The organism is Streptomyces sp. NPDC057445, from assembly GCF_042802855.1.
GTDB lineage: Bacteria > Actinomycetota > Actinomycetes > Streptomycetales > Streptomycetaceae > Streptomyces.
In genome coordinates this window covers 71,473-96,829 of record NZ_JBHVDH010000005.1, presented here as the reverse complement: position 1 = coordinate 96,829, position 25,357 = coordinate 71,473, and the positions used below count along the sequence as shown (strand labels likewise).

The 25,357-nt window shown below is 71.4% G+C and carries 20 protein-coding genes; 15 read left to right on the top strand and 5 right to left on the bottom strand.

All coding sequences use genetic code 11. The features are described 5' to 3' along the window. Nucleotides 1–133: 133 nt before the first annotated feature. The 4 genes from ACFU5O_RS13860 to ACFU5O_RS13845 all read left to right on the top strand — a co-directional run bounded on the left by ACFU5O_RS13860 (nt 134) and on the right by ACFU5O_RS13845 (nt 6,349). Nucleotides 134–1,039, top strand: a complete 906-nt coding sequence (locus ACFU5O_RS13860) for an oxygenase MpaB family protein (RefSeq protein ID WP_384239848.1) — start codon at nt 134–136, stop codon at nt 1,037–1,039. After that, nucleotides 1,021–3,261, top strand: coding sequence for a tetratricopeptide repeat protein (locus ACFU5O_RS13855; protein ID WP_384239846.1), 2,241 nt, complete (start codon nt 1,021–1,023; stop codon nt 3,259–3,261). Before ACFU5O_RS13860 ends, ACFU5O_RS13855 begins: the two co-directional genes overlap by 19 nt. Nucleotides 3,262–3,380: 119 nt before the next feature. Continuing rightward, nucleotides 3,381–4,718 carry a DUF2252 domain-containing protein gene (locus tag ACFU5O_RS13850; protein WP_384239844.1) on the top strand — a complete coding sequence of 446 codons (1,338 nt, stop codon included), beginning with the start codon at nt 3,381–3,383 and terminating at the stop codon, nt 4,716–4,718. 59 nt (nt 4,719–4,777) lie between these two features. After that, nucleotides 4,778–6,349, top strand: a complete 1,572-nt coding sequence (locus ACFU5O_RS13845; RefSeq protein WP_384239842.1) for a phytoene desaturase family protein — start codon at nt 4,778–4,780, stop codon at nt 6,347–6,349. A 20-nt stretch (nt 6,350–6,369) separates the two neighbouring features. On the opposite strand, the gene ACFU5O_RS13840 is transcribed toward ACFU5O_RS13845, so the two are convergent. Next, entirely contained in the window at nt 6,370–7,452 is a 1,083-nt protein-coding gene (locus tag ACFU5O_RS13840) for a GlxA family transcriptional regulator (protein ID WP_384239840.1), read from the bottom strand. Between the two features lie 97 nt (nt 7,453–7,549). On the opposite strand from ACFU5O_RS13840, the gene ACFU5O_RS13835 reads away from it, so the two are divergent. Then, a complete protein-coding gene (locus tag ACFU5O_RS13835; RefSeq protein WP_384239838.1) occupies nt 7,550–8,512 on the top strand; it encodes an NADP-dependent oxidoreductase in 963 nt (320 codons plus the stop codon). A 68-nt stretch (nt 8,513–8,580) separates the two neighbouring features. On the opposite strand, the gene ACFU5O_RS13830 is transcribed toward ACFU5O_RS13835, so the two are convergent. Continuing rightward, complete coding sequence (locus tag ACFU5O_RS13830) at nt 8,581–10,413, bottom strand: serine hydrolase (RefSeq protein ID WP_384239836.1); 1,833 nt, start codon at nt 10,411–10,413, stop codon at nt 8,581–8,583. A gap of 150 nt (nt 10,414–10,563) precedes the next feature. Between ACFU5O_RS13830 and ACFU5O_RS13825 the strand changes: the two genes are divergently transcribed. From ACFU5O_RS13825 to ACFU5O_RS13815, 3 genes are all read left to right on the top strand, one after another. Next, on the top strand, nt 10,564–11,688 hold the full coding sequence (locus tag ACFU5O_RS13825; protein ID WP_384239834.1) for an NAD(P)H-dependent flavin oxidoreductase: 1,125 nt from the start codon (nt 10,564–10,566) through the stop codon (nt 11,686–11,688). Then, complete coding sequence (locus ACFU5O_RS13820; protein WP_384239832.1) at nt 11,685–13,262, top strand: acyl-CoA synthetase; 1,578 nt, start codon at nt 11,685–11,687, stop codon at nt 13,260–13,262. The genes ACFU5O_RS13825 and ACFU5O_RS13820 overlap by 4 nt, the downstream gene beginning before the upstream one ends. Nucleotides 13,263–13,369: 107 nt before the next feature. Continuing rightward, entirely contained in the window at nt 13,370–14,470 is a 1,101-nt protein-coding gene (locus ACFU5O_RS13815; RefSeq protein WP_384239830.1) for a calcium:proton antiporter, read from the top strand. Between the two features lie 134 nt (nt 14,471–14,604). On the opposite strand, the gene ACFU5O_RS13810 is transcribed toward ACFU5O_RS13815, so the two are convergent. Then, on the bottom strand, nt 14,605–14,799 hold the full coding sequence (locus tag ACFU5O_RS13810) for a hypothetical protein (RefSeq protein WP_384239828.1): 195 nt from the start codon (nt 14,797–14,799) through the stop codon (nt 14,605–14,607). Between the two features lie 95 nt (nt 14,800–14,894). Here ACFU5O_RS13810 and ACFU5O_RS13805 point away from each other — a divergent pair, with 95 nt between their 5' ends. Next, a complete protein-coding gene (locus tag ACFU5O_RS13805) occupies nt 14,895–16,391 on the top strand; it encodes a fatty acyl-CoA synthetase (protein ID WP_384240421.1) in 1,497 nt (498 codons plus the stop codon). Between the two features lie 154 nt (nt 16,392–16,545). Next, nucleotides 16,546–17,190: an alpha/beta hydrolase gene (locus ACFU5O_RS13800; protein WP_384239826.1), complete on the top strand. Its 645-nt coding sequence runs from the start codon at nt 16,546–16,548 to the stop codon at nt 17,188–17,190. A 10-nt stretch (nt 17,191–17,200) separates the two neighbouring features. On the opposite strand, the gene paaK is transcribed toward ACFU5O_RS13800, so the two are convergent. Then, nucleotides 17,201–18,523 (bottom strand): phenylacetate--CoA ligase PaaK, encoded by a 1,323-nt coding sequence (gene paaK / locus ACFU5O_RS13795; RefSeq protein ID WP_384239824.1) that lies wholly within the window; start codon nt 18,521–18,523, stop codon nt 17,201–17,203. Nucleotides 18,524–18,718: 195 nt separating this feature from the next. Between paaK and ACFU5O_RS13790 the strand changes: the two genes are divergently transcribed. From ACFU5O_RS13790 to ACFU5O_RS13770, 5 genes are all read left to right on the top strand, one after another. Beyond that, nucleotides 18,719–20,242, top strand: coding sequence for an alpha/beta fold hydrolase (locus tag ACFU5O_RS13790; RefSeq protein ID WP_384239822.1), 1,524 nt, complete (start codon nt 18,719–18,721; stop codon nt 20,240–20,242). Between the two features lie 168 nt (nt 20,243–20,410). Further along, complete coding sequence (tdh, locus tag ACFU5O_RS13785) at nt 20,411–21,439, top strand: L-threonine 3-dehydrogenase (RefSeq protein ID WP_384239820.1); 1,029 nt, start codon at nt 20,411–20,413, stop codon at nt 21,437–21,439. A gap of 64 nt (nt 21,440–21,503) precedes the next feature. Further along, the gene (locus ACFU5O_RS13780) at nt 21,504–22,697 is read left to right on the top strand and encodes a glycine C-acetyltransferase (protein ID WP_384239818.1); all 1,194 of its coding nucleotides are present in this window, start codon (nt 21,504–21,506) and stop codon (nt 22,695–22,697) included. Next, nucleotides 22,694–23,608, top strand: coding sequence for a LysR family transcriptional regulator (locus tag ACFU5O_RS13775; RefSeq protein WP_384239816.1), 915 nt, complete (start codon nt 22,694–22,696; stop codon nt 23,606–23,608). The genes ACFU5O_RS13780 and ACFU5O_RS13775 overlap by 4 nt, the downstream gene beginning before the upstream one ends. Before the next feature lie 57 nt (nt 23,609–23,665). Next, nucleotides 23,666–24,505: an oxidoreductase gene (locus ACFU5O_RS13770; RefSeq protein ID WP_384239814.1), complete on the top strand. Its 840-nt coding sequence runs from the start codon at nt 23,666–23,668 to the stop codon at nt 24,503–24,505. 33 nt (nt 24,506–24,538) lie between these two features. Here ACFU5O_RS13770 and ACFU5O_RS13765 read toward each other — a convergent pair whose 3' ends face one another. Next, entirely contained in the window at nt 24,539–25,327 is a 789-nt protein-coding gene (locus ACFU5O_RS13765) for a GNAT family N-acetyltransferase (protein ID WP_384239812.1), read from the bottom strand. Nucleotides 25,328–25,357 lie beyond the last annotated feature (30 nt).

Below are 25,357 nucleotides of genomic sequence, written 5' to 3'. Positions count from 1 at the left end.
CAGAGGCGGGTGCAGGGTCATCGGTGCCGACAAGAGACCCGGACCGGCACGCAAGGCGGGGACATACGCCGCGAGAACACCGGTCACAGACCAGGCAGGTGACAACTGGAGCTGGGAGGTGCAACGTCGACCCATGAGCACCGACTCCAAGGAGCGCGACCCCGGACTCTTCGGCCCCCGATCGGTCACCTGGCAGATGCACGGCGATCCGATGATGTGGGTCGCCGGGGTCCGTGCGCTCTACCTCCAGGCCCTGCACCCCCGCGCGGTGCGCGGGGTCATGATCAACAGCGACTTCAGGCGCGACGCCTGGGGCCGCCTCCTTCGCACCGCGAACTACGTCGGCACCATCACCTACGGAACCTCCGGGGCCGCCGAGCGGGCCGGCGCCCGGGTGCGCAAGATCCACCGGCTGCTGGGCGTGGACGAGCCGGATCTGCTGCTGTGGGTCCACTGCGCCGAGGTGGACTCCTATGTCCATGTCCTGCGCCGGTCCGGCTTCCCGCTCAGCGACGCCCAGGCCGACCGCTACATAGACGAACACCGCGAGAGCGCCCGGCTCGTCGGCCTCGAACCGGCCGCGGTGCCCGCCACCACCGCCGAACTGGCCGGCTACTTCACGGCCGTACGTCCGGAACTCGCGGCCGGGGCGGACGCCCGCACGGTCGACCGCTTCCTGCGCCGCCCGCCCGTTCACACCCTCCTCGTCCCGGCGCGCGAACTCCTCTGGCGGCGTGTGGCGGCGCTCGCGTACAACACCCTGCCCCCGTACGCCCACGAGCTCTACGGACGTCCCGCACCGCCGCCGGAGCGGGTCACCCGTCAGCTCATCGCCACCGGGAACACGCTACGCTCCGTCCCCTCCCGGCTGCGCTGGCAACTTCCGCCAGGTCACATCTTGAAGGCAATGGCACGACTCGGCCCCGACAGCAGGCCCGCACCGTACAAACTCCGCAGACGGACGGCCATACTGGACGGGCCGGGGAGGGCGCAGCGAAGCGACGGGGGCGACTGCACGCGATGGCGGACACCAGGCTGATCCAAGGCCGGTACCGGCTGCTCGATGTGATCGGGCGCGGAGGCATGGGCGAGGTGTGGCGGGCCCACGACGAGTCCCTCGGCCGGCGCGTCGCGGTCAAATGCCTCAAACCCCTGGGGCAGCAGCACGACCAGTCCTTCACCGGTGTCCTGCGTGAACGCTTCCGCCGGGAGGCCCGTGTCGCCGCCGCGCTGCAGCACCGCGGCGTCACCGTCGTCCATGACTTCGGTGAGGACGACGGCGTGCTCTACCTGGTGATGGAACTCCTGGAGGGGCGCAACCTCAGCCAGCTGCTGGAGGACAACAAGCAGCACCCGCTGGCCGTGCCCGACATCGTCGACATCGCGGAACAGGTGGCCGACGCCCTCGCGTACACACATGAACAGGGCATCGTCCACCGGGATCTGAAGCCCGCCAACATCATGCGCCTCACCGACGGCACCGTGAAGATCTGCGACTTCGGCATCGCCAGGCTCGGCCACGACATCGGCTTCACCTCGCGGCTCACCGGCACGGGCATCGCCATGGGCACCCCGCACTACATGTCGCCGGAGCAGATCAGCGGCGGCCATGTCGACCACCGCAGCGACCTCTACTCGCTGGGATGCGTGCTGTACGAGATCGCCACCGGCGCCCCGCCGTTCGACCACGGCGACGCCTGGGCCATTCTCGTCGGACACCGGGACACCCCGCCCCAGCCGCCGCGGGGGCGCCGGGCCGAACTGCCGGGCTTCATGGACCGGATCGTCCTCGACCTGCTCGCCAAGACGCCCGAGGGCCGCCCGGCCGACGCCAAGGACCTGCGCCGACGGATCATCGCCGCCCGGTCCGCACCCGCCCCCGTGTCTCCCGCGGTGGTGAAGCCCGACCCGCACCGGTCGCCGACGGCCCGCGAGCGGCGACTGCCTTCCTGGACGCGCGGCATGACCACCGGCCACAAGGCGGCCGGTGCGTCCACGCTCCGCACCACCCCGCCCGATTTCACCGCGGGCCTCACCGGTGAGTGGACCACCGGAGTGGCCTTGCACGCCCCGGTGCCCGTGCAGTTGCCGCGCCCGGAGCGCCCCACCCCGCCGCCCGAACTGCTGGCCGTGCTCACCAGCCGCCACAACGCGGGGCTGAGCCTCGGCAGGCTCGGTCGATGGGAGGAGGCGGGCGAGGTGCACCGCGCGGTCCTGGCGGAGCGCGAGCATGTGCTGGGCCCCGACCACCCCGACTCTCTGGCCAGCCGCTACGAGGTCGGCTTCACCCTCAGCAGGACCGGGCGCACCGTCGACGCGCTGCGTGAGTTCGGCCGCGTCGCCGACGGCCGCGAGCGTTCCATGGGCGCCGACCACCCGGAGACCCTGGCCGCCCGCCAGGAGACCGCGTACGTACTCGGTCAGCTCGGACGTCACTTCGAGGCACACCAGGTCTATTCGGCAGTCCTGGCGTCCCGCGAACGCACCGTGGGACCCGACCATCCCGACACCCTCCGCTGCCGCCACAACCTGGCCTTCAACCTCAGCCGGCTCGGCCGGCTGGAGGACTCGTACCGCATGGCGTACGAAGTGGCCGCCGCGCGGGCCAGGGTACTCGGCGCAGGCCACCCGGACACGCTGGTCACGCGCTACGAGGTCGCCTACGCACTGGGTCAGCTCGGCCGCTGGGACGAGGCCCTGCAGACGTACCGGGAGGTCGCGGCGGCCCGCTCGCACGCACTCGGACCCGACCATCCCGACACGCTCTCCGCCCGCTACGAGGTCGGCATCAGCCTGGGCCGGCTCGGCCGCAGCGCGGAGGCCCTGGAGCTGTACCGTGCCCTCGTCGACGACCGCACCCGGGTGCACGGCCCCGCCGACGCCGAGACCCTGCGCGCCCGCCACGGTCTCGGCGTCAACCTGGGGCGGCTCGCCCGCTGGGAGGAGGCGCTGGCCGAGGCCCGTGACGTCTGCGCGCTCCGGGAGCGGGTGCTGGGGCCCGACCATCCCGACACCCTCGTCAGCCGCCGCGAGGTCGCCGTCGGCCTCGGCTGGCTGGGCCGCTGGGCCGACGCACTCGCCGTCTACCGCCAGGTGGCCGAGGCCCGCGAACGCGTCCTCGGCGCCGACCACCCCGACGCACTGGCCAGCCGCAACGACGAGGCGCACTGTCTGGAGCAGCTCGGCAGGGGCGGTGAGGCGGTCGAGCTGTACCGCCGCGTGGCCGCACTGCGCCAGCAGCGCGGCACCCGGGCCCACTGAGGCGGGCAGGCAGAACTCGGGCAGGCAGAACGCGGCCGAGCAGCCGGGACGGGCCGCCCCTCACCCGTTCGGCCGGGCTCCGCCTGTGGTGGGCCCTGACACACGCGCACACTGGGACCATGACGGACCCCGCCGAAGAGGCGCGGCGCGGCCGCGACCTACGTAAGCAGGTACCCCGCTCGTCGCACGGACGCTGGATCCCCGCCGCGGACCGGCCGGACCCTCTCGGCATCCTCGAGGAGCAGGCCAGGAGCCGTGAGCCGGATCTGGTGCCCATCCGCTACGGGCGGATGGCCGTGTCCCCGTTCACGTATCTGCGGGGCGCCCCCGCCGTCATGGCCGCCGATCTCGCCGCACAGGCGAACACCGGACTCACCGTCCAGCTCTGTGGCGACGCCCATCTCCTCAACTTCGGCGGCTTCGCGTCCCCGGAACGCGCTCTCCTGTTCGACCTCAACGACTTCGACGAGACCCTGCCCGGCCCCTTCGAATGGGATGTGAAACGGCTCGCCGCCAGCGTCGCCGTGGCCGCACTCGACAACGGCCACCCCGCGGCGAAGGCCCGGCGGTCCGCCGTGTCCGCGGCAGAGGCGTACCGGACCGCCATGCGGCGCCTCGCGGAACTCGGCGAACTCGACGTCTGGTACGAGCGGATCGACACCGCCGATCTCCTCCCGCTGTTCGGGAAGCCGGTGCGCCGGCGCGTCGAGACGCAGATCGCCAGGGCCCGCGGCCGCACCAGCCTGCAGGCGCTGGAGAAGCTCACCGAGGTCGTCGGCGGGGAGCGGCACATCGTCGCCGACCCGCCGCTGCTCGAGCCGCTCGACCTGGCCGACGCCGCGGCCGTACGGAAGATCCTCAGCGACTACCGCAGCACCCTGCCGGAGGACCGCAGGGCCCTGCTGGACCGGTTCCGGTTCGTGGAGGCCGCCCGTAAGGTCGTGGGCGTCGGCAGCGTCGGCACCCGCTGCTTCGTCGCGCTGATGACCGGCCGTGACACCGGGGACCCGCTCTTCCTGCAGATCAAGGAGGCGCAGCGGTCCGTGCTCGAACCGTATCTGGCGGCCTCCGCGTACAAGCACCAGGGCCAGCGGGTCGTCGCGGGCCAGCGGCTGCTCCAGGCGGCGAGTGACATCTTCCTCGGCTGGGTGAGCGGCCCCGGTGGCCGTCACTTCTACTGGCGGCAGCTGCGCGACATGAAAGGCTCGGCGGACGTTCCCAGCATGTCCCCGGCGCTGCTCGGCGAATACGCCGCCCTGTGCGGAAGAACGATGGCCCGTGCCCACGCGCGGTCCGGGGAGAGGATCGCCATCTCCGCCTATCTCGGCACGTCCGACACCTTCGACCGGGCCATGGCCGACTTCGCGATGGCGTACGCGGACCGTACCGTCGCCGACCACTCGGCGCTCCGGGCGGCGATCTCCGCGGGCACCGTCACCGCCGAGAGGGACGTGTGACGAGCGGTCCTCCCCGTCGCCCCCTGGTCCGCGGCGATCATCGCGTGCTACGAAGAGGCATGCCAGCAGCCGAAGCCTTCTCCCGAGCCGTGTACGACGCCGTCATCGTGGGCGGTGGCCACAACGGACTCGTCGCCGCCGCCTATCTCGCCCGGGCGGGGCGTTCCGTCCTCGTCCTGGAGCGTCTCGGGAACACCGGGGGAGCGGCCGTCTCCACCCGCCCGTTCGCCGGGGTCGACGCCAGGCTCTCCCGGTACTCGTATCTGGTGTCCCTGCTGCCCGACAAGATCGTCAGCGATCTTGGGCTGCGCTTCGCCGTCCGGAAGCGGACCGTGTCCTCGTACACACCGGTGGTACGCGAGGGGCGGGCGACCGGGCTGCTGGTCGGCGGCGACCGTACGCGTGAGTCGTTCGCTGCCCTCACCGGCTCGGACCGCGAGTACGAGTCGTGGGAGGCCTTCTACGCCAGGACGAGGCAGGTCGCTGAGCGCGTCTTCCCCACACTGACCGAGCCGCTGCCCACGCGGGAAGGGCTGCGTGAGCGCATCGGGGACGAGACCGCATGGCGGATGCTCTTCGAGGAGCCGATCGGGGCCGCCGTCGAGGAGCACTTCACGGACGACCTGGTCCGCGGCGTCGTCCTCACCGACGCGCTCATCGGCACCTTCGCCGACGCCCACGACCCTTCTCTGGTGCAGAACCGCTGCTTCCTCTACCACGTCATCGGCGGCGGCACCGGCGACTGGGACGTTCCGGTCGGCGGCATGGGCGCCCTCACCGACGCGCTCGCCGACGCGGCCCGCGCCGCGGGTGCCGAGATCGTCACCGGCCACGAGGCGATTCGTATCCACACCGGCACCGACACCGACGGCGAGCCCGCCGACGTCGTCTTCCGCACGGAGGAAGGGGAAGGCACGGTCGCCGCCCGCAAGGTCCTGGTCAACGCCTCGCCGCAGGCCCTGTCCGCCCTGCTCGGCGAGGAGCCCCCGGCCCCGGCGGAGGGCGCACAGCTCAAGGTCAACATGCTGCTGCGCCGGCTGCCCCGGCTCCGCGACCAGGCCGTCGACCCGCGCCAGGCGTTCGCGGGCACCTTCCACATCGCCGAGGGCTACGGCCAGCTGGCGGCCGCGTACGCCGAGGCCGCCGCGGGCCGGCTGCCCGAGGTGCCGCCGTCCGAGATCTACTGCCACTCCCTGACCGACCCGTCCATCCTCGGCCCGGAACTCGTCGCCCAGGGCTACCAGACCCTGACCCTCTTCGGTCTCCACACCCCGGCCCGCCTCTTCACCGAGGCCCCCGACGCGACCCGTGACGCGCTGCTGAAGGCCACCCTCGCCGAACTCGACGCCCACCTCGAGGAGCCCATCGCCGACTGCCTGGCCCTCGACGAGGCCGGCCGGCCCTGTATCGAGGCGAAGACACCGCTTGACCTGGAGCACGACCTGCGGCTGCCGGGCGGGCACATCTTCCACCGCGATCTGGCCTTCCCGTACGGCGACGGATCGACGGGCCGCTGGGGCGTCGAGACGGCCTACCCGAACGTGCTGCTCTGCGGCGCCGGTGCCGTACGCGGAGGCGGAGTGAGCGGCATCCCGGGCCACAACGCGGCGATGGCGGCGCTCGGGGGATGACGTCCGCTCCTCAGCCGCCGCTACCGGGCTGACGCCGCGTCACGTGCCAGGTGGGCGGTGACGCCGGACGAGGTGTGGAACGTCCGCCGGTACGTGGCGGGTGAGACACCCACGAGCTCGCGCATGTGCTGCCGGAGCGAGTTGGCACTGCCGAACCCCGCACGGTCGGCGACGAGATCGATGGACAGGTCGCTCGTCTCCAGCAACTGCTTGGCGACTTCCACGCGCTGGGCGGTGAGCCACTGGCCGGGGGTGACGCCGGCCTCGTCGCGGAACCGGCGGGTGAAGGTCCGTACGCTCATCCGCGCGTGCCCGGCCAGCTCACCCAGGGTCAGCGGCCGGTGCAGCCGCTCCAGCGCCCAGGCGCGGGTGGGCGCCGTCGTGGCCGTCGTCGGGGCGGGTACCGGGCGCTCGATGTACTGTGCCTGGCCGCCGTCCCGCCACGGCGGCACGATGCAGCGGCGGGCGACCTGATTGGCGAGGGCGCTGCCGTGGTCGCGCCGCACCAGATGCAGGCACACATCGACGCCGGCGGCCGCCCCTGCCGAGGTCAGCAGATCTCCGTCGTCGACGAAGAGAACGTCTTCGTCGAAGCGGACGCGCGGGAAGAGCCGCCGGAAGTGCCCCGCCTCTGCCCAGTGCGTGGTGGCCGGTCGCCCGTCGAGCAGCCCTGCCGCGGCGAGGACGAACGCGCCGGTGCAGATCGACACGATCCGGGTGCCGGGCCGGATCCGGGCGAGGGCGCCCGCCAGCGGCTCGGTGAGCACCCCTTGCTCGCCGACGGCACCCAGCCGGTGCGTCGGAGCGATGATCACCGTGTCCGCGTGCTCCAGTGCCTCCGGGCCGTGTTCCACGTCGATCGAGAAACCCGCCTCGGTACGCACCGGCCCTCCGTCCGGCGTGCACACCGTCACCTCGTACAGCGCGTCCCCGTCCGCCGACCAGGCGCTGCCGAAGATCCGTGCGGGGATGCCGAGTTCGAAGGTCATGACGCCGTCGAGGGCGAGGACCGCCACCCGGTGCGGGTCCGGCCCAGGCTGTACGACACAGCCCTCGTGCACATCCCACTCACCACTGGCGTCCCGGTACTGTAGAGCGCTCATGGCCAGATTCTGTCACATCATGGCCATCCGGCCAGTTCTGGGTGAGCGGATGAGCGCCGATCGTGGTGACGTACCGAAGGAACGGAAAGGACGATCCATGAACGACACCACGATGCGCGCGATCAGCCCGGCCTCCTGGGGCGGACCCGAGGTGCTCACGGCCGTGACCCTTGAGCGCCCGGTCCCGGGACCGACGGAGATCCTGGTCAGGGTGCACGCGGCCGGGGTCAATCCCGTCGACTGGAAGACCCGGGCCACGGGCGGCTTCGGGATGCACGGTGAGCCCCCGGTGCTGGGCTACGACGTGTCGGGTGTCGTCGCGGCCGTCGGCCTGGGCGTCACTCTGTACCGGCCGGGCGACGAGGTGTTCGGCATGCCCGAGTTCCCGCGCCAGGCCGGAGGCTACGCCGAGTACGTCACCGGGCCGGCCCGTCACTTCGTGCCCAAGCCCGAGGGCCTCGGCCATGTGGAGGCGGCGGCGCTTCCGCTGGCCGGCCTGACCGCCTGGCAGTCCCTCGTCGAGACGGCGGGCGTGAGCGCCGGCCACCGGGTCCTCGTCCATGCGGCGGCGGGTGGCGTCGGCCATCTCGCCGTCCAGATCGCCGCAGCCCGCGGGGCGTACGTCATCGGCACGGCCCGCGAGGACAAGCACGCCCTGCTGAAGGAACTCGGTGCCGACGAGGTGATCGACTACACCCGGCAGGACTTCGTGGAGGCGCTCGAAGGCCGGGAGGTGGACGTCGTCCTCGACTCGATCGGAGGGGACTACGGAACGCGCTCCCTGCGGGTGCTGCGTGACGGTGGCACCCTCGTCACCCTGCCCTCGCCCGACGAGGTTCCGCCCGCCGACGAGAGCGGCCACCGGGGCATCCGCACGGGCTTCACCCTGGTTGAGCCCGACTCCACCGGTATGCGGGCCATCGCCGGGCTTGCCGCGGCGGGCAAGCTCCGGCCCGTGGTGGAGACCGTCCTGCCCCTGGAGCGCGCCGCCGACGCCCACCGGCTGGGGGAGACGGGCCGCACGCGGGGCAAGATCGTGCTCACGGTCCTGGACAGCTGAGACCGGTTCCGGCCGGGCCGGGTGCCGCCCGCACCCGGCCGGGGACCTCGGTCGGCGTGGCGGGGACCTCAGTCGGCCGCGGCGGTCCAGCCCGAGGCCTCGATGCGCTGCGCGTCCTTCGCCCGGGCCTCGTCGAACAGCGTCCTGCCGCCGTCGTCGATCCGTAGTCCGTCCACGTACACCCCGCGCCCCACGTACATCTGATCCGTCGTGTACCGCCAGCGCAGCCGCAGCGGGGCGCCGCGCCAGGCGGACAGATCGCATTCGACGCCGTGCCACACCCGGCCGGACCAGCCCGTGGCCCGGCCGTCGGGGTGGGGGAGTGGCGGCTGCCCCCGGCGTACGGTCGTGAAGGGCGCCGGCCGCCAGACGGCGCCCCCATCCGCGGAAGCCTCCAGGAAGACCGTGTCGGAGCCGGGCTCGGTGTCCCACCACAGGGAACAGCGCAGCCGGGCGCGGCCGGACGACGGGGTGAGCTCGGGCAGGGTCAGGGTCGCGGTCGTCGCGCCGGACATGCCCGAGAACCAGGCAGTGCGGCCTCGGTGCGGACGTACGGCCACGGCGCGGGCCAGATGGTTGGCGGCGGCGACGCGCGGGGCGCTGCCGGAGCGCCAACTGCGCACCGGATGAACGGAGTTGCCGAGCATCACGAGGAACGAGTCCGTCGAAGGGTCGAGGACCAGGCTGGTGCCGGTGAAGCCGGTGTGCCCGGCGGTGCGCGGCGTGGCCATCGCGCCCATGTACCAGTGCTGGTAGAGCTCGAAGCCCAGCCCGTGCTCGTCGCCGGGGAACGCCGTGTTGAAGTCGGTGAACATCAGCTCCACCGACTCGTCGGTCAGGATCCTGGCCGTTCCGTACGCCCCGCCGTTGAGCAATGTCCTGGCGAGCACGGCAAGGTCCCAGGCGCAGGAGAACACTCCGGCGTGTCCTGCGACCCCACCGAACCCATAGGCGTTCTCGTCGTGCACCTCACCCCACACCAGACCGCGGTCCAGCCCCGACCAGGGCAGCCGGGCGTCCTCCGTCGCGGCGATCTTCGGCTTCCAGGAGGGCGGTGGGTTGAAACGAGTGCGGTGCATTGCGAGCGGAGCGGTGATCTCGTCATGGAGCAGCGCATCCAGACCGCGACCGGTGATCTGCTCCAGGATCAGCTGAAGCGTGATCAGATTGAGGTCGGAGTAACGGTACTTCGTGCCCGGCGGATCGGCCGGCGGCTCGTTCCACAGCAGCCGCAGCTTCCCCTCCCTGGTGGGTTCCCTGAACAGCGGGATCCACGCCCGGAATCCGGACGTGTGCGTGAGCAGTTGCCGTACGGTCACGTCCTGCTTGCCCGCGGCCCCGAACTCCGGGAGATACGCGGCGACCCGCTCCTGAAGCTCCAGTGCACCCCGCTCGATCTGCTGCACCGCCAGGATCGAGGTGAACAGCTTGGACACCGAGGCGAGATCGAAGACGGTGTCCTCCGCCATCGGGATCTGCCGGCCGGCCGGGAACTCCACCCCGGTGTCGGTCTTCTCGTCGTACGCCGCGTACCGCACCGCCTTGCCGATCGGCCGGTGCAGGGCCACCGTTCCGCCACGGCCCGCGAGCAGCACCGCTCCCGCGTACCACGGGTGTTCCGGGGAGGGGGCGAGGTACTTCTCGGCGTCCGCGACCAGCCGGTCGAGGTGCGCGGCGATCAGCCCGGCCTGCTCGGGAGAGCCGCGCCGCAGCGTCGTACGGCCGTGACGGGGACCGGGTGCGGCATCGGAGCCCGACGCACGGGACGGGCCCCCGTCACCCGGTTCCGCGGCGGCGGCGCCGCCCGGGAAGGGTCCGATCACCAGCGCACCTCCCAGTGCCAGCAGGCCCCCGCCCAGCCGGCGGCGGCCGATCCCTCTGTCCGCCGAGGCCTCCGTCATGCCTCACCCTCCCTGAAAGAATCCTTCGGGCAGTCGCGCAACACGTGAAACTTTCTTACCGGACCGAGGGGGCGTCAAGCCCTCCAAGAATCTGACGCAGCATCAGAAAACCTCTTCCATCGGCAGTTGTCCTGCGGCATCCTGCCGCCCATGGAGACGGAGCTGAGCAGGAAACTGGGAGTCGAGCACGCCATCTTCGGCTTCACGCCCTTCCCCGCGGTCGCCGCGGCCATCACCCGCGCCGGCGGTTTCGGCGTCCTCGGCGCCGTCCGCTACACCGCCCCCGGCGACCTCGCCCGCGACCTCGACTGGATGCAGGAGCGCACCGGGGGAAAGCCGTACGGCCTCGATGTCGTCATGCCCGCCAAGAAGGTGGAAGCCGCAGGAGGCCGGGCACTGACCGAGGCCGACGTGGAGGCGATGATCCCCGAAGGCCACCGCCGCTTCGTCGAGGAGACCCTCGCCGAACACGGCGTGCCCCCGCTGTCCGACGGCGAGGCTTCCGGCTGGCGCATCACCGGCTGGATGGAGCAGGTCGCCCGCAGTCAGCTCGACGTCGCCTTCGACTACCCGATCAAGCTGCTCGCCAACGCCCTCGGCTCCCCACCCGCCGACGTCGTCGCCCGGGCGCACGACCACGGCGTCCTTGTGGCAGCCCTCGCCGGCAGCGCCCGGCATGCCCGCCGCCACGCCGAAGGGGGCATCGACATCGTGGTCGCCCAGGGCTACGAGGCCGGCGGCCACACCGGCGAGATCGCCTCCATGGTGCTCACCCCCGAAGTGGTCGACGCCGTCTCGCCCCTCCCGGTACTCGCCGCCGGTGGCATCGGCAGCGGCGAACAGGTCGCCGCCGGGCTCGCCCTGGGCGCCCAGGGAGTCTGGCTCGGCTCGGTCTGGCTCACCACGACCGAGGCCGACCTCCATTCCCGCGCCCTCACCCACAAACTCCTCGCGGCCGGTTCCGGCGACACCGTCCGCTCCCGCGCCCTGACCGGCAAGCCCGCCCGCCAGCTGCGTACCGGGTGGACCGACGCCTGGGACGACCCGAACGGGCCCGGGACCCTCCCGATGCCGCTCCAGGGCCTGCTCGTCGCCGAAGCCGTCTCCCGTATCCAGAGGCACGAGATCGAACCACTGCTCGGTACACCCGTCGGCCAGATCGTCGGCCGGATGAACTCCGAACGCAGCGTCCAGCAGGTCTTCGACGATCTCACCCGCGGCTTCGAACGCGCCGTGGACCGTATCGGCCGTATCGCCGGAAGGAGCGGAGCATGAGTGAGCAGCGACCGGGGTCCCCCCGGCCGGACTCCGGGGGCGGCTTCTGGGCCCAGGCGGCGGCCGACCCCGGCCGCACCGTACTGATCGCACCCGACGGCGAGCAGTGGACGGCGGGCCGGCTCCACGCCGACGTCAACCGCCTCGTCCACGGTCTGCGCGCGGCAGGCATGGAGCGCGGCGACGCCTTCGCCGTCGTGCTCCCCAACGGTGTCGAGTTCTTCACCGCCTATCTCGCCGCATCCCAGGCCGGCTTCTACCTCGTCCCCGTCAACCACCATCTCGTCGGCCCCGAGATAGCCTGGATCGTCGCGGACTCCGGAGCCAAGGTGCTGATCGCACACGAACGCTTCGCCGCCACGGCGACCGCCGCGGCCGACGAGGCGCGGATGCCCGCGAGCCGCCGCTACGCCGTCGGAACCGTCGAGGGCTTCCGCCGCTACACCGACCTGCTCGACGGACAGCCGCAGTCGCCACCCGACGGCCGCACTCTCGGCTGGGTCATGAACTACACATCAGGCACCACCGGCCGGCCACGCGGTATCCGGCGCCCGCTGCCCGGGAAGCTCCCCGAGGAGACCTACCTCGGCGGCTTCCTCGGCATCTTCGGCATCAGGCCCTTCGACGACAACGTCCATCTGGTCTGCTCGCCCCTCTACCACACCGCCGTACTCCAGTTCGCCGGAGCGTCGCTGCACATCGGCCACCGGGTGGTGCTGATGGACAAGTGGGCACCCGAGGAGATGCTTCGCCTCATCGAGGCACACTCCTGCACGCACACCCACATGGTCCCCACCCAGTTCCACCGGCTGCTCGCCCTCCCGGAGGACGTACGCAACCGGTACGACGTCACATCGATGCGGCACGCCATCCACGGCGCCGCGCCCTGCCCCGACCATGTGAAACGGGCGATGATCGACTGGTGGGGCAACTGCGTCGAGGAGTACTACGCGGCGAGCGAGGGCGGCGGCGCCTTCGCCACCGCCGAGGAATGGCTGAAGAAGCCCGGGACGGTCGGCAAGGCCTGGCCCATCAGCGAACTCGTGGTCTTCGACGACGACGGCAACCGGCTGCCGCCCGGTGAACTGGGCACCGTCTACATGAAGATGTCGACCGGAGCCTTCAGCTACCACAAGGACGAGGCCAAGACCCGTAAGAACCGCATCGGTGACTACTTCACCGTCGGTGACCTCGGCCTCCTCGACGAGGACGGCTATCTCTTCCTCCGCGACCGCAAGATCGACATGATCATCTCCGGGGGCGTCAACATCTACCCCGCAGAGATCGAGGCCGCACTCCTCACCCACCCCGCGGTGGCCGACGCGGCGGTCTTCGGTGTACCGCACGCCGACTGGGGCGAGGAGGTCAAGGCCGTCGTCGAGCCTGCCGAAGGCAGGCTCCCCGGCCCGGCCCTCGCCGCCGAGATCCTCGACCACTGCGCCGGCCGCCTCGCCGGTTACAAACGCCCCAAGAGCGTCGACTTCATCGACGCCATGCCCCGCGACCCCAACGGCAAGCTCTACAAACGCCGCCTGCGCGACCCCTACTGGGAGGGCCACGCCCGCGCCCTGTGACCCCGGAGCACGGGAACGGGCCGTCGGCCACGCCCACGGGTGGGCCGACGACCCCATCGGCTCAGCACCACGCGCATCCCGGGCCACCGCCTGGCAGCGTGGCCGCCATGAAGACCGGCACGACAGCGCTGACCGCGCAATGGACCACCTGGGTGCCGGTCGTCGCGACGGTCGCGCTCGTCCTCGGCTGGGGCCGCTCCCTGCCCGGATTCGCCGTCGCCCTCGTCGGAGTCTGCCTGGTGGGCGCGGTCCTGGCGGCCGTGCACCACGCCGAAGTCGTCGCCCACCGCCTCGGCGAGCCCTTCGGCTCCCTGCTCCTCGCCGTCGCCGTGACCGTCATCGAGGTCGGCCTGATCGTCACCCTGATGGCGGGCAGTGGTGCCAAGCCGTCCACGTACGCCAGGGACACCGTCTTCGCCGCCGTCATGATCACCTGCAACGGCATCGTGGGGCTGTGCCTGCTGGTCTCCGCGCTGCGACAACGTGTCGCCGTGTTCCACGCGGAAGGCTCGGGCGGGGCGCTGGCCGTGGTCTGCACCCTCGCCACCATGACCCTGGTGCTGCCGTCGTTCACGACCGGCAGACCGGGTCCGGAGTTCAGCACACCCCAACTGGCCTTCGCCGCGGTCGCCTCGCTCTGCCTGTACGGCCTCTTCGTCGCCGTCCAGACGGTCCGCCACCGCGACTACTTCCTGCCGGTCCCCAGAGAGGGCGAGGAGTGCGACCCCGACGAGCACGCCCCGCCGCCCGGGGTCCGTCAGACCTGGTGGAGCGTCGCGCTGCTGTTCGTGGCGCTCGTCGCCGTCGTCGGCGACGCCAAGCTCGTCTCGCCCACCATCGAAGGCGGCGTCGAGTCGGCAGGACTGCCGGAATCCGTGGTCGGCGTCGTCATCGCCCTCTTGGTCCTGATGCCCGAGACGCTCGCCGCCGTACGCGCCGCGCGCCGCGACCGCATGCAGACCAGCCTCAACCTCGCCTACGGTTCCGCCATCGCCAGCATCGGTCTCACGATCCCGGCGATCGCGCTCGCCTCCGTCTGGCTCCCCGGGGCTCTGATCCTCGGCGAGGACGCCACCCACATGGTGCTGCTCGTGCTGACCGCGGTGGTCAGCATCCTCACCCTTGTACCGGGACGGGCCACTCTGCTCCAGGGCGGGGTCCATCTGGTGCTGTTCGCCGCCTTCGTGTTTCTCTCCTTCAGCCCTTGAGGAGCCATTGCCGGAGACCGCCCGAGCGGAGGGCGGCCCCCCGGCCGGGGGATGAGCCCGTGAAGCGGCTCGTCCCCGGATGTTGCTCAGCCGCTGACCCGCACCACTCTCAGCTGCGGCGAGCGCAGAACGTCCTAGCGGACGACTGCCGACAGCCCGCCGGACGACGGACGGTGCCGGTCGTGTCCGCGGGAGTCGGCGGCTGCCGAGGAGGGCAGCGACGCGGTCGCGGTGACCAGGGCGAGAGCGGCCACGACAAGGCGTCCTGTACGGGTGCGGAAGAGCAACGTGCCTCCCGAGGTGACGGTGGTGAACGCCAGTTGGTACATGCACGCAGCAGGCGTGGACCGCTGTCGACATCGCGTTCGGTATCCGCTTCCTTGACCCTCGCGGCGGCGGCGCGCAGGATCCAGCCATGGCAGCAATGGAGCGACTCCTCAGCAGCACCGTCGACGGCGTTGTGCGGCGCAGCGCCCTGCGCGACCCCGAACGCACCGCGGTCCGCCATGCCGGCCGTTCCTGGACGTACGCGGAACTGGACGCCGCCGTCACCACTGCCGCCGCCGTCCTGAGCGACCACGGTCTGAACCCGTACGACCGCGTGGCCGCCTACGCGCACAACTCCGACGCCTATCTGATCGCCTTCCTCGCCTGCTCTCGCGCCGGACTCGTCCATGTGCCCGTGAACCACAACTTGACGGGCGAGGACCTGGCGTACATCCTGAGCCAGTCCGGGAGTTCGCTCGTGCTGACCGACCCGGACCTCGCCGGCCACATCCCCGACGGCATCGCCGTGCGGGCCCTGCGCGACACCGACGACTCCCTGCTGGCCGCACTCGCCGAGCCGCGGGCATTCGACACCGACCGGGACGCGCGCGACCTCGTGCAGCTCCTGTACACGTCCGGGACCACCGCGCTGCCCAAGGGCGCGATGATGACGCACCGCGCGCTGGTGCACGAGTACGCCAGCGCCATCGAGGCACTCGATCTCCGGCCGGACGACCGGCCGGTGCACTCACTGCCGCTCTACCACTCCGCCCAGATGCATGTGTTCCTGCTGCCGTATCTCGCAGTCGGCGCCGAGAACACGATTCTCGACGCGCCCCACCCCGAGACCGTCTTCGACCTGGTCGAGGCAGGGCGGGCGGACAGTCTCTTCGCTCCGCCGACGGTGTGGATCGGTCTCGCTGATCACCCGCAGTTCGCCACCCGCGATCTGACCGCGCTGCGCAAGGCGTACTACGGCGCCTCCATCATGCCGGTGCCCGTGCTGGAGCGGCTGCGGTCCCGGCTCCCCGGGCTCGCCTTCTACAACTGTTTCGGACAGAGCGAGATCGGCCCGCTCGCGACCGTACTCGGACCCCACGAGCACGAAGGCCGGATGGACTCCTGCGGCAGGACCGTACGCCACGTCGAGGCCAGGGTGGTGGACGAGAACGGCGACGAGGTCCCGGACGGCACGGCCGGCGAGGTCGTCTACCGCTCACCGCAGCTGTGCGAGGGCTACTGGGACAAGCCGGACGAGACCAAGGAGGCCTTCCGCGACGGCTGGTTCCACTCCGGCGACCTCGTGGTCCGGGACGGCGAGGGGTACTTCACCGTCGTCGACAGGGTGAAGGACGTCATCAACTCCGGCGGAGTGCTGGTCGCCTCCCGCCAGGTCGAGGACGTCCTCTACACGCATCCGTCCGTCGCAGAGGCCGCGGTCATCGGCCTCCCCGACGAGCGCTGGATCGAGGCGGTCACCGCTGTCGTGGTGCCTCGCGACGGGGTGACCGAGGAGGAACTTCTCGCCCACGCACGCGAGAACCTGGCCGGCTTCAAGGCCCCGAAGCGGATCCTCTTCGTGGACGAACTGCCGCGCAACGCCAGCGGCAAGATCCTCAAGCGTGAGCTTCGCGACCGGTTCGCGGACAGCTAGGCCTTCGTCCGCACCATGCGCAACGTCCTGCGTCACTACGCCGGACGGAGGTACCGCACGGGCTGACGGCCTGTCATTCCGAGGTCGGCGCAGATGCCTTGTTAGGTAGGTGACAAGCAGCCGTTCGAAGGTCCGCTGAAGCGAGGAACCGCCAGTGGCAGGAACGCACGTGATCGTCCTACCGGGCGGTGGGTACGCCGAGCATGCGCCGCACGAGGCGGAACCGATCGTCGACTGGCTCAGCGGTCTCGGGGTGCGGGCGAGCGTCTTCCGCTATCCGCTCAACGCCAGGCACCCGGTACCCCTCCAGGCACTCCGTGGCGAGATCCGGCGCCACCGCGCGAGTGGGGCGGACCGTATCGGCCTGATGGGATTCTCCGCCGGCGGGCACCTGGCCGGCCTTGCGGCCCTCGCACCCGGCGCAGAGGCGCAGGAGGTCGTGGAGTTCGCGGTCCTCGGGTATGCGATCACGTCGATGGAGACCGGGACCTACCGGCCTGCCCGGCTGATCCTGCTGGGGGAGGACGCCACCCCGGCGCTGCGGCGCGCGACGTCTCTGGACGCATTGGTGACGCCCGAGTCACCACCGTTCTTCATGTGGCACACCGCGGAGGACATCTACGTCCCTCCCGAGCACACCTACCGCTTCGCTTCGGCCCTCGCGGCCCACAACGTCTCCCATGCCGTTCATGTGTTCGCGCACGGGCCGCACAGTCTCGGCCTGGCCGTAGGCGCGGGGGACGCGGAGACCTGGACGGCGCTGGCCGCGTCGTGGGTCCGCGAACAGGCGGAAGCCTGAGGCCGGACGCCTAAGGGTTCCGGAGATCCACGATCCGCTTGATCTTGCCGACGGAACGCTCCAGTGTCTCCGGATCGACCACCTCCACCGCCACCGACACCCCGATGCCGTCCTTCACCGCCGCCGCGATCAGCCCTGCGGCCGCCGCGCGCTGCCCGGACGACGTCCCGGCGCGGGCCTCCGCGCGGACCGTCAGCGCGTCCATCCGGCCCTCACGGGTCAGCCGGAGCTGGAAGTGCGGGGCGACACCCGGCGTACGCAGCACGATCTCCTCGATCTGTGTGGGGAAGAGATTCACCCCGCGCAGGATGATCATGTCGTCGCTGCGCCCGGTGACCTTCTCCATCCGACGGAACACCCGGGCCGTCCCCGGCAGCAGCCGCGTCAGATCCCGGGTCCGGTACCGGACGACCGGCATGGCCTCCTTGGTGAGCGAGGTGAACACCAGCTCGCCCTCCTCCCCGTCCGGCAGCACCTCGCCCGTGAACGGGTCCACGACCTCGGGGTAGAAGTGGTCCTCCCAGATGTGCAGACCGTCCTTGGTCTCCACGCACTCCTGCGCCACGCCCGGGCCCATCACCTCGGACAGCCCGTAGATGTCGACCGCGTCGATCGCGAAACGTTCCTCGATCTCCCGCCGCATCTCCTCGGTCCAGGGCTCCGCGCCGAAGATCCCGACCTTGAGCGAGGTCGAGCGGGGATCGACGCCCTGCCGCTCGAACTCGTCCAGCAGCGTGAGCATGTACGAAGGGGTCACCATGATGATCTCGGGCCGGAAGTCCTGGATCAGCTGGATCTGACGTGCCGTCATGCCGCCCGACGCCGGGACGACCGTGCAGCCGAGCCGCTCCGCCCCGTAGTGCGCGCCGAGGCCGCCCGTGAACAGGCCGTATCCGTATGCCACATGGACCTTGTGTCCCGGCCGGCCGCCGGCCGCGCGGATCGAGCGGGCCACGACGTCCGCCCAGGTGTCGAGATCGCGGTCGGTGTAGCCGACGACCGTGGGCCGCCCCGTCGTTCCGCTGGAGGCATGGATGCGCCGGATCCGGGACTGCTCCACGGCGAACATCCCGAACGGGTAGTGGTCACGCAGATCGGCCTTCGCCGTGAACGGGAAGCGCGCGAGGTCGTCGAGCGAGCGGCAGTCCTCGGGACGCAGCCCCGCCTTGTCGAACGACTCCCGGTAGAAGCCGACGTTCTCGTACGCATGAAGCAGGGTCGCGCGCAGCCGCTCCAGCTGAAGTGCCCGGAGCTCCTCGTGGCTCAACCGCTCGCCGGCGTCCAGCAGATCCGCGGGGTTCGTCAGGTCCGTCAGGTCCGTCCGGTCACTCATACGGAAGGCTCCCGTGTTCCGCTCGCAAGTCGGACGACCGATCATTCGGTCGAGCTGTCCGGGATCAGTAATCCAGCCGCCGCGCCAGGCGTCAAGACCTCGGTGCCCCCACGCCGGTCTGCGCTTTCGGCGTAACCGGCCGACCGGTGCCCGAACCCGTTGGCGTGATCGCGAGGGCCCGGAGAAGATCGCGGTATGCCGACCTTCAGTGGACCCGACGGGACCTCACTCGCCTATCACGTCGAGGGGGAGGGAGAGCCGCTGATCTGTCTGCCGGGCGGTCCGATGCGTGCCTCCGCCTATTTCGGCGACCTGGGAGGGCTCACCGCGCACCGCAGGCTCGTACGGCTCGATCTGCGCGGCACCGGTGACTCCGCGATGGCGGAGGACCCGGCGACGTACCGCTGCGACCGGCTCGTCGGCGATGTCGAGGCGCTCCGCGAACACCTCGGACTCGACCGCGCCGACATCCTCGCGCACTCGGCCTCCGGGAACCTCGCCCTCCTGTACGCCGCCGCGCACCCCGAGCGCGTGCGCTCGCTGACCCTCGTCACCCCCGGCACCCGGGCCCTCGGTGTCGCAGCCACGGAAGAGGACTGGCGCGGCGCGCTCGCCCTGCGTGAGGGCGAGCCCTGGTACGAGACGGGCCGGGCGGCCTGGGACGCATTCCTGGCGGGCGGAGAGCTCGACGACCTCTGGTCCGACATGGTGCCGTTCATGTACGGCCGCTGGGACGCCACGGCCAGGGCGCACGCGGCCGACGACGCGCACCAGTCCAACCACCAGGCCAGGGGTCTCTACTACGGGGAGGGCGCCTTCGACCCGGCAGCCACGGTGAAGGCACTGTCGGCGCTGGACGCGCCGGTCCTGGTGCTCGCGGGCGAGTACGACGGCGGCCCCACGCCCGCGCGCGCGGCGGAGTCGGCCTCGCTGCTGCCGCACGCCGAGGTCGCGGTGCAGGCCGGCGCCGCGCACTATCCCTGGCTGGACGACCCCGGCGCCTTCCGCCGTACCGTCGCCTCGTTCCTCGACCCCGATGTCCACAGCGCCACGACCCCCCGCGGGGTGCGGCTCGCCTACCGCATCTGGGGCGAACCGGACGCGCCGCCCGTCGTCCTCGTCCACGGCCGCGGCGGCGGCATCGGGGAATGGGTGGGCATCGCGGAACAGCTCGCCGCCACCCACCGGGTGTACGCCCTCGATCTGCGGGGCCACGGACTCAGCGACTGGCCCGGCAGCTACTCCTTCGGGCTGTTCCGCGACGACCTGCGCGCCTTCATCACGGCCCTGGGTCTCAAGGGCACATCCGTGATCGGCCACTCGATGGGCGGTGTGGCCGCCTATCTGCTGGCCGAGGACGACCCCTCTCTCATCGGCCGGCTCGTCCTCGAGGACAGCCCGGCGCTCTTCCCGCTCGACCCGCCGCGACCCGAGGCCGCACGGCCCGAGGGTGCCCTCGCATTCGACTGGCCCGTCGTGACGTCGACCGACGCCGAGCGCAATGCCCCCGATCCGGCCTGGCGCGAGCGTCTCGGAGCCATCACCGCACCGGTCCTCGTCATCGGGGGCGGGGCGAGCAGCCACGTCAACCAGGAGCATCTGACCTGGCTCGCCGAACGCATTCCCGACGGTCGGCTGGTCACCCTCGACGCCGGACATCTCATCCATGAGACACGGCCGGAGGAGTTCCTCTCGGCGGTCAGGGAGTTCGGCATCTGACGGAGGCCGGCAACGGTCCCGCGGCACGACGGGGCGGCGCGTGAAGTTCTGCTGTCGGCCCGCTTAAGAAATCCTCGATGGACTGAACGGTCCGATCTCGGCAGATTGGTGCGCGTCCACTGATCAAGCGTCGCGCCTGGTCAGCCCCGCCATGCCTGGAGCCGCACCATGAAGGCACTTGTCAAGCAGCACGCCGAGCCCGGGCTGTGGCTCCTGGACGTGCCCGAGCCCGAGTACGGCCCCGGCGACGTGCTGATCAAGGTGCTCCGTACCGGCATCTGCGGCACCGATCTCCACATCCGTTCCTGGGACGGCTGGGCGCAGCAGACGATCGACACCCCGCTCGTCATCGGCCATGAGTTCGTCGGAGAGGTGGCGGCGACCGGCGCCGACGTCCAGGACATCGCCGTCGGCGACCTGGTCAGCGGCGAGGGGCACCTCGTCTGCGGCAAGTGCCGCAACTGTCTCGCGGGCCGCCGCCATCTGTGCCGCAGCACCGTCGGGCTCGGGGTCGGGCGCGACGGCGCCTTCGCGGAGTACGTCTGTCTCCCCGCCTCCAACGTGTGGGTGCACCGCGCGCAGGTCGACCTGGACATCGCCGCGATCTTCGACCCGTTCGGCAACGCCGTGCACACCGCGCTCTCCTTCCCGCTGGTCGGCGAGGACGTACTGATCACGGGCGCGGGCCCCATCGGTGTGATGGCGGCGGCCGTCGCCAAGCACGCCGGCGCGCGCAACGTCGTGATCACCGATGTGAGCGAGCCGCGCCTCGAACTCGCCCGCAAGGTGGGTGCCACCCTCGCCGTCAACGTCGCCGAGACCGACATCGCCGAGGCGCAGCGCAAACTCGGCCTCAAGGAAGGCTTCGACATCGGCCTGGAGATGTCCGGCCGCCCCGAGGCCGTGCGCGACATGATCGACAACATGACCCACGGCGGCCGGATCGCGATGCTCGGTCTGCCCGCGCAGGAGTTCGCCGTCGACTGGTCCAAGATCGTCACCTCGATGATCACCATCAAGGGCATCTACGGCCGCGAGATGTTCGAGACCTGGTACGCGATGACGGTTCTCCTGGAGGGCGGGCTCGACCTCAGCCCCGTCGTCACCGGCAGCTACGGCTACCAGGACTTCGACGCGGCTTTCGACGAGGCCGCCACCGCCCGCAGCGGCAAGATCATCCTCGACTGGACCGCCTGATCACTGCCTGATTCCGGCTCGGCTCGCCCTGCACGCCTCTGTTGTCACCCCAAGGAGCACCCACATGTACGCGTCCGTTCGCGACGACCTCCGCGCGACACTCGACGAGATCCGCGCCGCCGGTCTCCACAAGCCCGAGCGTGTCATCGGCACCCCCCAGTCCGCCTCGGTCGCGGTCACGGCGGGTGGAGCCCCCGGTGACGTGCTGAACTTCTGCGCCAACAACTACCTCGGTCTCGCCGACCACCCCGAGGTCGTCGCCGCGGGCAAGGAGGCCCTGGACCGCTGGGGCTACGGCATGGCGTCCGTCCGCTTCATCTGCGGCACCCAGGAGGTCCACAAGGAGCTGGAACAGCGGCTTTCCGCGTTCCTCGGTCAGGAGGACACGATCCTCTACTCCTCCTGCTTCGACGCCAACGGCGGCGTCTTCGAGACCCTCCTCGGCCCCGAGGACGCCGTCATCTCCGACGCCCTCAACCACGCGAGCATCATCGACGGCATCCGCCTCTCCAAGGCCCGCCGCCACCGCTACGCCAACCGCGATCTCGCCGACCTGGAGCAGCAACTCAAGGAGACGCAGGACGCCCGCCGGCGCCTCGTCGTCACCGACGGCGTCTTCTCCATGGACGGATACGTGGCGCCCCTGCGCGAGATCTGCGACCTCGCCGACCGCTATGACGCCATGGTCATGGTCGACGACTCGCACGCCGTCGGCTTCGTCGGCCCCGGCGGCCGTGGCACCCCCGAACTGCACGGCGTCATGGACCGCGTCGACATCATCACCGGCACCCTCGGCAAGGCCCTCGGCGGCGCCTCCGGCGGCTATGTCGCGGCTCGGGCGGAGATCGTGGAGCTGCTGCGCCAGCGTTCCCGCCCGTACCTGTTCTCGAACTCCCTCGCCCCGGTCATCGCGGCGGCCTCCCTCAAGGTCCTCGACCTGCTCGAGTCCGCCGGTGACCTGCGCGAGAAGCTCGCCGCGAACACCGCGCTCTTCCGCACGAAGATGACCGAGGCGGGCTTCGAGATCCTGCCGGGCGACCACGCCATCGCCCCCGTGATGATCGGCGACGCCGCGGAGGCGGGCCGGATGGCCGAGCTGCTTCTCGAGCGCGGTGTGTACGTGATCGGCTTCTCGTACCCCGTCGTCCCGATGGGCCAGGCCCGCATCCGCGTGCAGCTCTCCGCCGCGCACTCCACAGAGGACGTGGAGCGGGCCGTGGCGGCGTTCGTCGACGCCCGGGCGACAATGGCTGGGTGATCGACCCCCGCAGGCTCCGCATACTGCGCGCCGTGGCGGACCACCGAACGGTGACCGCCGCGGCCGCAGCGCTGTATCTGACTCCCTCGGCCGTCTCCCAGCAGCTCGCCGCGCTGGAGCAGGAGACCGGCCACACGCTGCTGATCCGCAGCGGCCGCGGCGTACGTCTCACCGCGGCGGGCGAGATCCTGCTCGCCCACGCCCATGTGGTGCTCTCCCAGCTGGAGCGTGCAGAGGCCGAGCTCGCCGCGTACGCGGGCGGCGCGGCCGGTGAGGTCACCGTGGCGGCCTTCGCGACGGGTATCGCCGAGGTCCTCGCCCCCGCGATCGGAAGGCTCGCCGACGAGCACCCCGGCATCCGCGTCCGGGTCAGGGACGCAGAGGGCGACGAGAGCCTGCCCATGGTGCTCGACGGGGAGGCCGATCTGGCCCTCGCCGTCGAATACCGGGGAGCACCTCGCGAGGACGACCGCCGGCTCGCCCGCGTCCCGCTCTACGCGGAACCCTTCGACGCCGTCCTCCACTGCGGCCATCCGCTGGCGGGGGGCCACCGGGTGGAGCTCGCCCAACTGGCCGACAGCGACTGGATCGGCCCCTACCCCGGCAACCCCTGTCACGACGTCATGCTCCTGGCCTGCGAACTCGCCGGATTCGAGCCCAGGCTCGTGCACTCGTCCGACGACTTCCGCGCCGTCGTGGCCCTCGCGGGCGCGGGCGCCGGAGTGGCCCTCGTACCGCGCTCCGCCCTGCGCGGCATGGAGCTGAAGGACACGGTCGTCTTCCCCGTCGGGGACCCGGCCGCCACCCGCCGGGTCTTCGCGGCGGTGCGCCGCGGCGCCGAGAGCCACCCGCTGCTCAGCCCGGTCCTGGAGGCCCTGGTGCGCTCTGCGGCGGGGCTGTCCACCGGCTGACACCCACGACGGTCATCCCGTTTGTGCAATATCTCCGCGTGGTGTTGCGTGAGGGACATGACCCACGCGGTACTGATCACCGGGACCTCGTCGGGCATCGGCCGGGCGACCGCGCGGAGACTGTCCCGTCACCCGCAGCTGACGGTGTACGCGACCGCCCGCCGCACCGAGGCCGTCGAGGACCTCGCCGCGGCCGGTGCCCGCACCCTCGCCCTCGACGTGACCGACGAGTCGTCGATGAAGGCCGCCGTCGACGCGGTCGCCGCCGAGCACGGCCAGGTGGACGTCCTGGTCAACAACGCGGGCTACGGACAGTTCGGCACCATCGAGGAAACCGGCCTCGACGACGTGCGACGCCAGTTCGAGACCAATGTCTTCGGCCTCGCACGCATGACCCAACTGGTGCTCCCCGGCATGCGCGCCGCCGGAGGGGGACGCATCGTCAACGTCGGCTCGATGGGCGGACGCCTCGTCTTCCCTGTCGGCGGCTACTACCACGCCAGCAAGTACGCCGTCGAAGCCCTCACCGACGCCCTGCGCTTCGAGGTGGCCCCGTTCAACATCAAGGTCAGTCTCGTCGAGCCCGGACTGATCCGCACCGCGTTCGGCGAGACCGGCTCCGACACTCTCGCCGGAACGGCAGGCGCGTCCGGCCCCTACGCCCGGCTCAACGCCGTCGCCGACCGGCAGATGGCCGACCACTACCGCAGCACGCTGCTCTCCGCGCCGGCCGAGACCGTCGCCAAGGCCATCGAGCACGCGATCACCGAGCCCAGGCCGCGCACCCGCTATGTCATCACCCCTGCCGCCAAGGCCCTGGTACAGACCCGGCGGCTGCTCGGCGCCCGCGTCTTCGACGCCTTGCTGCGCACCCGGTACAGCGGCACGGCCGACTGAGCCGGGCCCGGCCCGTGGTGCGTCGGCCCGCGGTCAGGCCGACGGCCCCGGCCGGTACAGGTACGGCGTCGTCGTGCTCAGCGCGGTGAAGCCGAGACGCCGCAGAACCGGCCGGCTCGTGGGCATCGCGTCCACCTGGAGGAAGCGGTAGCCGCGGGCGGCCGCCAGGCGGGCGCGGAAAGCGACCGAGGCACGGTAGATCCCACGGCCGCGCCACCCCGGCACGGTTCCACCGCCCCACAGACCGGCGAAGTCCCGGCCCGGGGGCAGCTCCAGCCGGGAAGAGCCCACCGGCACATCACCCGCCATGGCCACGACCGCGACCACCGTGCCCGTGCCGGCGGAGAGCTGGTCGAGCAACCGGTCCTGCAGCCGGCGGGCGTCCGTGCCGAACGCCTGCTCGTGGACCTGCGCCACAAGCTCGACCCCCGGCGCGTCCGTCACCTCACGCAGCTCGATTCCCTCCGGCAGCCGTGCACCGGACAGCAGGCGATTCGTCTCCGCGGCCAGCAGGGTCTCCTCGGGCTCCGGTTCGAAACCGGCGGCCAGCAGCCGTCGGCCGAGATCGGCCGGACGGTCGTGCGCGTAGAGCTTCCACTCGAACTCGCGCCCGAGCGAGGTGAAATGCCGTACCTGTTCCGCGATGGCGGCGTCCGCCGAGTCCGCGTCGAGATCCGACCACAGGATGCCGTCCCAGCCGTGGTCCCCGCCGGTCTGCCGAACGACGCGTCCCGTGCGCTCGACCCGCGCACCCGGCCCGTCGGCCGGGGCGCCCTTGCGCATCTGCCGGTCGTACAGCGCCAGCACCGCCTCGTGGTTCATCTGGCCACTTCACCAAGGGTCCGTCGCGCC